The 10,061-nt window shown below is 58.5% G+C and carries 10 protein-coding genes; 5 read left to right on the top strand and 5 right to left on the bottom strand.

The genetic code is table 11. The features are described 5' to 3' along the window. Window positions 1–123 precede the first annotated feature (123 nt). The 4 genes from ACE3SE_RS21200 to ACE3SE_RS21185 form a co-directional block, all read right to left on the bottom strand. Complete coding sequence (locus tag ACE3SE_RS21200) at window positions 124–417, bottom strand: PAAR domain-containing protein (RefSeq protein WP_374558095.1); 294 nt, start codon at window positions 415–417, stop codon at window positions 124–126. Next, complete coding sequence (locus tag ACE3SE_RS21195) at window positions 414–1,751, bottom strand: hypothetical protein (RefSeq protein ID WP_374558092.1); 1,338 nt, start codon at window positions 1,749–1,751, stop codon at window positions 414–416. The genes ACE3SE_RS21200 and ACE3SE_RS21195 overlap by 4 nt, the downstream gene beginning before the upstream one ends. 310 nt (window positions 1,752–2,061) lie before the next feature. Further along, window positions 2,062–2,562, bottom strand: a complete 501-nt coding sequence (locus ACE3SE_RS21190) for a GNAT family N-acetyltransferase (protein WP_374558090.1) — start codon at window positions 2,560–2,562, stop codon at window positions 2,062–2,064. A gap of 21 nt (window positions 2,563–2,583) precedes the next feature. Further along, entirely contained in the window at window positions 2,584–3,126 is a 543-nt protein-coding gene (locus tag ACE3SE_RS21185; RefSeq protein WP_374558088.1) for a gamma carbonic anhydrase family protein, read from the bottom strand. Between the two features lie 135 nt (window positions 3,127–3,261). Here ACE3SE_RS21185 and ACE3SE_RS21180 point away from each other — a divergent pair, with 135 nt between their 5' ends. Further along, the gene (locus ACE3SE_RS21180) at window positions 3,262–5,298 is read left to right on the top strand and encodes a M3 family metallopeptidase (RefSeq protein WP_374558086.1); all 2,037 of its coding nucleotides are present in this window, start codon (window positions 3,262–3,264) and stop codon (window positions 5,296–5,298) included. Between the two features lie 316 nt (window positions 5,299–5,614). Here ACE3SE_RS21180 and ACE3SE_RS21175 read toward each other — a convergent pair whose 3' ends face one another. After that, window positions 5,615–5,791, bottom strand: coding sequence for a hypothetical protein (locus ACE3SE_RS21175; protein WP_156157109.1), 177 nt, complete (start codon window positions 5,789–5,791; stop codon window positions 5,615–5,617). Between the two features lie 368 nt (window positions 5,792–6,159). Between ACE3SE_RS21175 and ACE3SE_RS21170 the strand changes: the two genes are divergently transcribed. From ACE3SE_RS21170 to ACE3SE_RS21155, 4 genes are all read left to right on the top strand, one after another. Beyond that, window positions 6,160–7,791: a phosphoethanolamine transferase gene (locus ACE3SE_RS21170; RefSeq protein WP_374558084.1), complete on the top strand. Its 1,632-nt coding sequence runs from the start codon at window positions 6,160–6,162 to the stop codon at window positions 7,789–7,791. A gap of 62 nt (window positions 7,792–7,853) precedes the next feature. After that, window positions 7,854–8,627, top strand: coding sequence for an exodeoxyribonuclease III (gene xth, locus ACE3SE_RS21165; protein ID WP_131357566.1), 774 nt, complete (start codon window positions 7,854–7,856; stop codon window positions 8,625–8,627). A gap of 232 nt (window positions 8,628–8,859) precedes the next feature. Continuing rightward, on the top strand, window positions 8,860–9,561 hold the full coding sequence (gene rquA / locus ACE3SE_RS21160; protein ID WP_374558081.1) for a rhodoquinone biosynthesis methyltransferase RquA: 702 nt from the start codon (window positions 8,860–8,862) through the stop codon (window positions 9,559–9,561). Window positions 9,562–9,697: 136 nt separating this feature from the next. Continuing rightward, on the top strand, window positions 9,698–10,061 hold a 364-nt coding region (locus ACE3SE_RS21155), incomplete at its 3' end, for a hypothetical protein (RefSeq protein ID WP_374558079.1).

Here is a 10,061-nt window from a genome sequence, read left to right as displayed (position 1 = left end):
TGAGGTGGTAAGGGCTGTCCAGTGCTTCTTCAAGCTGAAAGGAATGCACGGACGGGGTGAGCTGGAAACGGGTGGGGAAGGTGAGCTGGTAGGGGTTGCGCATGGGCTGGGGCCTGGGGTGGGTCAGATGGTGACCTGCCATTCCTGGCAGTCGTGAATGAGGCGTGGATGAACAGGGCAGCGGCACAGCACCAGATCATTGTTGAGCGCCAGGGTTTTGCCCTTGATATTGTTTTGCCCCAGCGAGCCGCGCGGCCCGGCCATGGCGATGACTCCGATACTGTTGCAGATGTCGCAACGCACCCTGGCTCCGATGAAGGACACCGGAATGCCACGCAATGTCGGTCCATCAAGCATGCCTTCAACGACTTCGCCGCGGCCGGTAATACGGCAGCCCTGGCGGATGACAAATCTCATGTGCTGGCTCCTGTTGTGCCTGCTTCGGGCGGCAGAGCAATCCCTGCCCAGTGCTGGTTTTCCTGCCGGGTATGCCAGCCAACCGCTTGCTGCCTTAGCATCGCGGCTTCCAGTGCCATTGCCGCCATGATCCAGCAGCCCAATGCACCCGGATTCCCCCAGTAAGGCTCATGCTCCACGGCGTCGATTTGCCAGCCTGCTGCAGACAGTTCTTCCGGGCTGTCTCGGTTCAGGCTGAAAAAAGAGGTGGGTGGACTGGCCAGTGCAGCATTGCGCTGTGCCAAAGCAAGATGTTCGGCCGCGCGGAATAGCACCGGTCGGGACAGGCTGGCACCTGCTCCGGTATGGCTTGCCAGCATGGCAAAGGCGGCTTCGGCAGCGGGTGGGCCATGGCTTGCCCCGAAGCTGGCCGCTGGCGTGACGATGCCTGCCAGCAGGTGATAGCCGCTGTGTTGCCGGGCATGGAGTGCATCAATCACCAGATCGATGTCATCCGGGCTGTGCAAGCGCTGAGGCTGGGACATCAGCAAGATGCCCAGTTCGCTGGCATGCTGCCGAAAGCGTAACCACGCGTCTTCGCTGCCATGCCAGGAAACCGCGACGGGTGTGTGCCACACCACTGGCGGCCAATCGGCCATCATGGCAGCCAGTTTGGCGGGGAGGTATTGGTCAGCGGGAAGGGATTGTTCCTGTTCTTCCTCCCCGGATGCCATGTCGGATGCTGTTGCATCGTCCGCTAGCAGGATGTCGATTTCTTCGCCGGTTTCATCATCGGCAACTGCCTCGTCGTCAGCCGCATAAGCCTGCCATCTGGCGGCGTCTGTATCTTGCTGGCCATCTTCTGCTTCGGTGGTGGATTCCGGCTCTGCCAGATAGGGCGGTGCCGCGGATTCAAACTGCGGTACTGCTAACAGATTGCAGAAAGGCACCGGTTTTTCCCTTTGTTGCCGGAGCAGAACCTGGCGATCCCCCGCGTGGATGCAGGCCGGGCCCAGCAAGGCGATATGCAGGATATAAAGCCGTGCTTTGCGGCGCTGTTCTTCCTGGTGATACGCGGCAAGATGCAAGGCGTTGCGGTGATCAATAATCCAGCCTGCCAGCAGCCAGCCGCTGTAGCGCAACAGTGTCCAGAAGCAGGACAAAATGAAGCCGGGCGCGGCAGCCTTGAGCCAGAAGCCGGTCAGCGGAGCGTCCTTGGTGCTGTTGACCGCAGTGGTGTAAAAGCTGAACAGCGTCGAGAGGATGGTGCAGGCAACAATCAACATGACATAGCGCGGCCAGCGGGGTTTGCCCGGTTTGGCCTCTTGCCGTAGTTGGTTTTCGGATGCCTGCATGCCGTGGTGACCCGTCGCTTGTATGGATCGGGCATTAAACTGCGTGACATTTGGACCAGCAATGTCCACTCAGCCAGTTTTACCGGTCAGCCTTGTCTAAAGAATGGTTGGGCGTGATTGAACTGCATCGGCAATGGCGCGCAATGGCCGTGCGCCCTTGCAGAGCGGGAAGGGGAGAGGCAAGTGAACGTTGTCTCTGCCAACTGGCAAATATGTATTCCCCCGTCGCCGGGATGATGCTTGATCAGACAAGCGGAGCAGGTGGAGATTAAAGAAGGGAAATGCCCACCCGGTTGGCAGGCCATGGTAATCAGCGGCTGCTCAGTAATATGCAGGGCTGGCCATCAAGTTCGAATTGCGCATCCACCACCATGCCCAGCCGTGTGTGGGCTTTGAGCGATGCCTGGTTGTCGGCATGTATGAACAGCACGGCCTGCTGGCCGGGCAGCTGCTGCTGTAGCTGCTGCCACATGGCGTTCAGCAAGCCCTGGCCGCGTGCCCGTGGGGCAAGGCAAACCGGGCCATAGAAATAGAATGGCCCGGTGGCATGATGCAGCCTAGCCATCTGCACCGCCACCAGGCTGTCCTGATGCTTGCTGCTACTGGTAAACACTACGCCCAGCAGGCCGGAAGCGTCTTCCGCCAGCACTATCGGCATGCCGTCGGCCAAGGCCTGTGTCAGCCAGTGGCTGATTTTTTCCAGCGGGAAATCGCCATGCAGGCTACCGCCCTGGCTGCTGCTTTCGGGCAACATCAGCGCGGCAATGGCTGCTGCGTCACTCTCTTTGGCATTACGCAACCGTGGCGGCATGGCGTTATCTCCTGCAGGAATTCATTCCAGATTCGGTTTGTGCTTGTTGGCTACGCGAATGTAGTGCTCGGCGGAATACTTGAAGTAGGCCACTTCCTGTTCGGTCAGCTTGCGGGCCTGTTTTACCGGATTGCCCAGGTACAGATAACCCGACTCCAGCCGCTTGCCCGGTGGTACCAGGCTACCGGCGCCAATCAGCACCCGGTCTTCGATGATGGCGCGGTCCAGAATGATACTGCCAATGCCTACCAGCACTTCATCGCCAATGGTACAGCCGTGCAGGGTGACGTGATGGCCGATGGTGACATGCTTGCCGATGTTTAGCGGTGCGCCGACAGGGTCGCTATCGCGCTTGTGGGTGACGTGCAGCATGGCAAAGTCCTGGATATTGCTGCCTTCACCGATATGAATGGCGTTGACGTCGCCACGGATCACGGCAAAGGGCCAAACCGAGGCATTCTCCGCCAGCGTGACATCGCCAATCACCACGGCTGCAGGGTCGATATAGCAGGAGTCGGCAATCTGCGGCGTGCTGCCATCGTAGGGGCGGATATTGCGATTCATCAGAACGTCCTCATCTAACAGGTTCGAGATTCCCTATCATATAGCAATGGCGGTAGCCTGTTGGCCTGCTACCGTCTATTCCGATACCGGCACCGTTCCCCGCCAGCGGCTGCCATTTGCCACAGAAAGTGAACAATGAGCCTGAATCCGCTCCTCGACTTTACCGGACTGCCACGTTTTGCCGAGATTCGTCCGGAACACATCAGCCCGGCCATCGCGCAATTGCTGAGCGAGGCCCGTCACACCGTGGCGCAGCTGACCGCCCATGTGGATAGCCCGAACTGGGAGAACTTTGTCGACCCGCTCACCGACGCCACCGAACGCCTGTCGCGCGCCTGGGGCGTGGTGGGGCATCTGAATGCGGTGGTGAATACGCCGGAACTGCGTGATGCCTACAATGCCAATATCGCGCCGATTTCCGAATTCTGGACCGAACTGGGACAGAACCTGGCCTTGCTCGGCCAGTTCAAGGCCATTGAGGCCAGCCCGGACTATGCCGGCTACAATGCCGCACGGCAGAAGATCATCCAGAACGATTTGCGCGATTTCCGCCTGTCCGGTGCCGAGCTGCCGGAAGCACAGCGCCAGCGCTATGCCGCCATCCAGAGCCGTCTGGCCGAGTTGTCCGCCCGTTTCGAACAGAACGTGATGGACGCTACCGATGCTTTCAGCCTGTATCTGGAAGACGCCAGCGAGCTGGATGGCGTGCCGGAAGACGCGCTGGCCCTGTTTGCCGCTGCCGCTCAGGCTGATGAAAAAACCGGTTACAAGATCACCCTGCAGTTCCCGTTTTACTTCCCGGTAATGCAGTACGCGCACAACCGCGCGCTGCGCCAGAAGCTGTATGACGCCTATGTGAAGCGCGCGTCGGAGTTCGGCCTGCCCGAGCACGACAATACCGAAATCATCCGTGAAAAACTGCAGCTCACCCGCGAAGAAGCCCAACTGCTGGGTTTTGCCAATTATGCCGAGCTGTCCTTGTTCACCAAGATGGCGGAAAGCCCGGCGCAAGTCATTGCCTTCCTGCGCGACCTGGCGGCCCGTGCCAAGCCTTTTGCACTGAAAGACCGCGCCGAGCTGGAAGCCTTTGCCAGCAAGGAGCTGGGCCTCTCCGACCTGCAGGCCTGGGACATTGCTTACGCTGCCGAAAAACTGCGCCTGGCACGCTATGCCTTCTCCGAGCAGGAAGTGAAACAGTACTTCCCGGAAAGCAAGGTGCTGCCCGGCCTGTTCGGGGTGGTCAACACCCTGTATGGGGTGCAGGTGCGCGAAAGCAGCGCTCCGGTATGGCATGACGATGTGCGCTTCTACGACATCATCAAGGATGGTCAGCTGGTAGGCAGCTTTTACTTCGATCTGTACTCGCGCGAGGGCAAGCGCCCCGGTGCCTGGATGGATGACGCCCGTGGCCGTCGCAAGAAGGGCGACACCATGCAAACCCCGGTGGCCTACCTCACCTGCAATTTCACCCGTCCGGTGGGTGACAAGCCGGCGCTGTTCACCCACGACGAAGTAATCACCCTGTTCCATGAGTTTGGTCATGGCCTGCACCATATGCTGACGCAAGTGGAGGAGCTGGGTGTTTCCGGCATCAATGGCGTGGAATGGGATGCGGTAGAGCTGCCCAGCCAGTTCATGGAAAACTTCTGCTGGGAATGGGAGGTGTTGCAAGGCATGACTGCCCATGCCGAAACCGGCGAAACCCTGCCGCGTGCGCTGTTCGACAAGATGCTGGCCGCCAAGAATTTCCAGAGCGGCATGATGACGGTGCGCCAGCTGGAGTTTTCCTTGTTCGACATGCTGCTGTACACCGATTTTGATGCCAGCACCGGCGACTGGCTGGCGCTGCTCGATACCGTGCGTCAGGAAGTGGCGGTGAACTTCCCGCCGTCTTACAACCGCTTCCCCAACAGCTTCAGCCATATCTTTGCCGGTGGGTATTCGGCAGGCTATTACAGCTACAAGTGGGCGGAAGTGCTGTCGGCTGATGCCTATGCCGCTTTCGAAGAAGCAGGTGGTGCCAATGCCGCCACCGGGAAGCGCTTCTGGGACGAGATTCTGGCAGTGGGCGGCAGCCGCTCGGCGCTGGAATCCTTCCGTGCCTTCCGTGGCCGCGACCCGCAGATTGACGCGCTGTTGCGCCATTCCGGCATGGTGGAAGAAGCCGCCTGACGCGCTGACAAATATTTGCACGGGGGAGGGAACTCCCCTGATTTGCGCTGGCTCTAATCTTTGCTCAACGGGTTATCTCCAAGAGCAGCAAGCGAGCCAGACGCTTATCCCTGCCCCCAAGGACATCGATATTGTGTCTTTTCCTGCCCCCAATCCCCCTTGGGGGTATTTTTTGGGCTGTCGCAAGCGCAAATGAAAACACCGCCTGATGGCGGTGTTGTCTGGTGCTTTCAGTGAGATGACGTCTCCGGGATTCTTGCCGATGGTGGCTGGCACGGCGTGCTGCCATCAGACGGGAATCGCCATTTCACTAAAATCAGTTGCCGGGGCCGTTTTCCGTCTTCTCTGTCTGGCCGAGGCGATGGCGCTGGGCAAAGCCCGGAGTGCGCAGGGTAAAGGCATCGCTGAAAGGGCGCAGGGTAGAGCGGTGAGGATTCTTGGTCGGGCAGAGGGGATGTTGCTGGGAATGCAGGGGTTTGGATTGTCTGGACAATTTGTTTCTCCGGTGATGAACACAGGACCATTCTAGCTGCGCTGCCGTGCAATGACAAATTTGATCAAATATCTGTTGTTTATTTGCCAGATCAACCATTTGAAAAACAAGGTTAAGCCGGCGGCAGCAAGGGGACTGAGCGTCCCCGGCAAGTGGCTGACAAGCAGTGAACCGCGTATCGCCATCCTGTTGCGAAGTTAATCGGGTAAGATGGCGTCGATTTTTCAAACACGCATGCGGCGGCGCAGTCCGGCCGCACTGCTTGCATGGCCTGCTTGTCGTCGCCGTATGAGTGACATTGTGCGTGCCATGCTGTTTATGTGCCGTGGAGCACGCTCTGCGTGCATGCCTTCCTAGTTGATGGGGACATGATGATCTTCAACCGTTCCATCCGGCCAGAGCGCCTCACCTTGCTGGTGTCGCTGGGGCTGGTACTGTTTTACAACCTGCCATTCTGGCGCGAGATGTTGCGCATTGTCGGCCCGCTGGATGGCCATGGCATCAAACTGCTGCTGGAATCCTTCCTGCTGGTGACGGCGTTTTACAACCTCGTGCTGTCGCTATTCAACTGGCCTTATATCGGCAAGCCGCTGATTGCCCTGTTATTGCTGACGACTTCGTTCATTACCTATTTCATGAACCAGTATGGGGTGATGATTGATGTGCACATGGTGCAGAACGCGGTACAGACTGATCACAAGGAAGTGCGCGATCTGCTGACCATGAAAATGGCGCTGTTTGTCGTGCTGTTGGGCCTGCTGCCCGGCTGGTGGCTGTTTACGCGCCATATCCAGTGGCGCTCCCCGTTGCGTGAGGGCGGGGTGAGGCTGCTGACCCTGCTGGTATCGGCGGCGGTGCTGGTGGGCATTGCCTTTGCGGCGTATCAGGATTTTGCGTCCTTGTTCCGCAATAACCGTCAGCTGCGCCATTACCTGACGCCCTTCAACTATATCCAGGCCACTAACGGTTATATCCAGGACCACTACAATAGCGGCCCCATTGTGGTCAGCCCGCTGGGTGAAGATGCCAAACGCGATGCCAGCTGGCAGCAGCACAAGCGCAAGACAGTCTTCGTGCTGGTGGTGGGAGAAACCGCCCGCGCCGATCATTTTTCGCTCAACGGTTATCCGCGCAACACCAATCCGAAACTGTCGGCGCAGCCGGGTTTGATCAACCTGCCCAATGTCCATTCCTGCGGTACCGAAACGGCTGTCTCGGTACCCTGCATGTTCTCCGATATCGGGCGTGACAATTACAGCGGGGACAAGGCAGCACGTCAGGAAAACGTGCTGGATGTGCTCAAGCGTGCCGGTTATAACGTGATCTGGCGGGATAACCAGTCCGGCTGCAAGGATGTGTGCAACCGGGTGACGCTGGAAGATGTCACCACCAGCAAGGACGACAAGCTGTGCAGTACTGGCGAGTGCTGGGATGAAATCCTGCTGCAGAACCTGCAGCAGAAGATTGACCAGTCCGACCGCGACATCGTGCTGGTGCTGCACCAGATGGGCAGCCATGGCCCGGCCTATTACAAGCGTTATCCGCCATCCATGGAGCAGTTCAAGCCGGTATGCCAGACCAGCGAGCTGTCACGCTGCCCGCGCGAGCAGATCGTCAACGGTTTTGACAACACCATCCTGTATACCGACACGGTGCTGTCCGGCCTGATAGATTTCCTGCGTGCCAACCAGCAGCGCTATAACACCGGCATGCTTTACATGTCCGACCATGGCGAATCGCTGGGCGAAAACGGCATGTATCTGCACGGTACGCCGTATCTGCTGGCGCCGGAGGCGCAAAAGCATATTGGTGCGATGATGTGGTTCTCCGACAGCTTCCAGCAGGAAGTCGGGCTGAACCAGCGCTGTCTGGAAGGTCGCAAGGCCGAGCCGTATTCCCACGACAACCTGTTCCACTCGCTGCTGGGTGTGCTGGGCGTGCATACCAGTGTTTATAACAAGCAACTGGACATGTTTGCGCCTTGCCGGCAGTCGTCGTGATTTCTGATTCAGATGCAGCCGCCGCTACGAGCGGCTGCCCTAAGTAAACGAGAACTGAAGATATGCAATTAGCCACCTGGAACGTCAACTCACTCAAGGTCCGTCTGCCTCAGGTGCTGGAATGGCTTGCGCAAAGCCCGGTAGACGTGCTGTGCCTGCAGGAATTGAAAATGGATCAGGATGTGTTTCCGCTGGCCGAGATCGAGGCCGCCGGCTATCGCGCCGCCTGGTTCGGCCAGAAAACCTATAACGGCGTGGCCATTCTGGTACGCGCGCCCTTGCAGCTGGACGATGTGGTGCAAGGTATTCCCGGCTATGACGACCCGCAACGCCGGGTGATTGCTGCCACGGTAAACGGCGTGCGCGTGATTTGTGGCTACTTCGTCAATGGCGAGGCGGTTGATTCGCCGAAGTACCCGTACAAGCTGGAATGGCTGGGCAAACTGCATGACTACGTGGCCGATGAGCTGACGCGTCATCCGCAACTGGCGCTGCTGGGTGACTACAATATCGCCCCGGAGGACCGCGATGTATACGACCCGGAAAGCTGGCACGAGCAAGTACTGTGCAGCACGCCGGAGCGCGCGGCGTTCCGTGGCCTGATCAGCCTGGGCCTGGCCGACAGCTTCCGCCTGTTCAACCAGGAGGACAAGCAGTACAGCTGGTGGGATTACCGTGCCATGATGTTCCGCCGCAACAAGGGCGTGCGTATCGACCACATCCTGATTACTCCGGCCCTGCAGGCGCGGGCGGTGGAGTGTGTCATCGACAAGACGCCGCGCAAATGGGAACGCCCGTCCGACCATACGCCCGTGGTGCTCACGCTGGCAGATTAACCGTATCCCGAGCCGATGACTGACAGACCCCTCTTGCTTGCCGGATGGAAAGTGAAAGGGGTTGATGAGCAGATGGGAACGCTGCGGAATCAGTCACTTGCTTGAACGGCCCGACAGGGCCGTTTTGCATTTCAGTACTTGGCGGATGAAGGCAAAGCTTGGTTTAGCTCAAATGAAAGCATATTAGCATTTGCTAAAATTTGTTGCCAAATAGCTAATCCGAGGTGCCATCATGAGCCGCAACCACCCACCGCTTCCGTGCAACCCCTACTACGAAGGGGTGCCGGACTACATGACCGAAGTCTACGACTGGGCCTATGTCAATCCGCGCCGCGCAGCGCTGCTCGACCGTAACCTGGTCGTCAGCACGCTGCTGTTTCTCAATGACCAGCGCCTGATGCAACGCTACTTGCAGCAAATCCGCCCCGGCATGCGGGTGTGGCAGGTGGCGCATGTCTATGGCGATCTGGTACAGAAAGCCGCGGCCAAGGTGCGCAAGCATGGCGAATTCATTCTGACCGATATCACCCCGGTGCAGGTTGAACATGGTGTGCGCAAGCTCGCCTGCTACCCGCAGGCACGCGTGGAGCGGGCCGATGCCGCCAGCTACCGGCTGGAACAACCGGCAGACCTGATCTGCAGCTTCTTTTTACTGCATGAAGTGCCGGACGATCTCAAGCACCGCATTGTCGACAACATGCTTTCCCAGCTGCCAACTGGCGGCAAGGCCGTGTTTGTCGACTATCACAAGCCCGCACCTTGGCAGCCCATCGGCTGGTTGCTCAAGTGGGTCAACCGCGTGCTGGAACCCTTTGCCGAGGCGCTGTGGCGCAATGAAATTTCCAGTTATGCCAGTCAGGCCGAAGATTTTGACTGGCACAAGGAGACGCTGTTTGGTGGCGTGTATCAGGTACTGACCGTCACGCGACGCTAACCCTGTACGTAGCGTTACATGACCTTACATAGCACTCACAGACGGCCAGATTGGGCAGGGCTAGGATACGACTCATGGAAACACCACTGCGGTGTCTCGGAAAGAACACTCCCCACTTGATATTGGAGAACGCAACATGAAAAAACTGACCCTGCTCGTTTTGTCTGCCGCCTTCGGTCTGAGCTCCGCTGCTGGTTTCGCCGCCACCAACGCTTCCGCTCCGGCTGCTGCTTCCGCACCGAAAGCCAAAGCTGCCAAGATTCACCACGCCAAGAAAGGCGTGAAGAAGGTAGAAGCTTCCGCTCAGAAAGCCCAGGCTGCTGACGCTTCCGCACCGGCTAAAAAAGCTGTGAAAAAGCATCACGCCAAAAAGCACGCTGCCAAGAAAGTAGACGCTTCCGCTCAGAAAGCCCAAGCTGCTGACGCTTCCGCACCGGCTAAAAAGGCTGTGAAAAAGCATCACGCCAAAAAGCACGCTGCCAAGAAAGTAGACGCTTCCG

The sequence above is a fragment of the Aquitalea pelogenes genome, assembly GCF_041914625.1.
Taxonomy (GTDB): domain Bacteria; phylum Pseudomonadota; class Gammaproteobacteria; order Burkholderiales; family Chromobacteriaceae; genus Aquitalea; species Aquitalea pelogenes.
The sequence above is the reverse complement of the archived record's forward strand: the minus strand, read 5'-3'. Positions and strand labels throughout refer to the sequence as shown.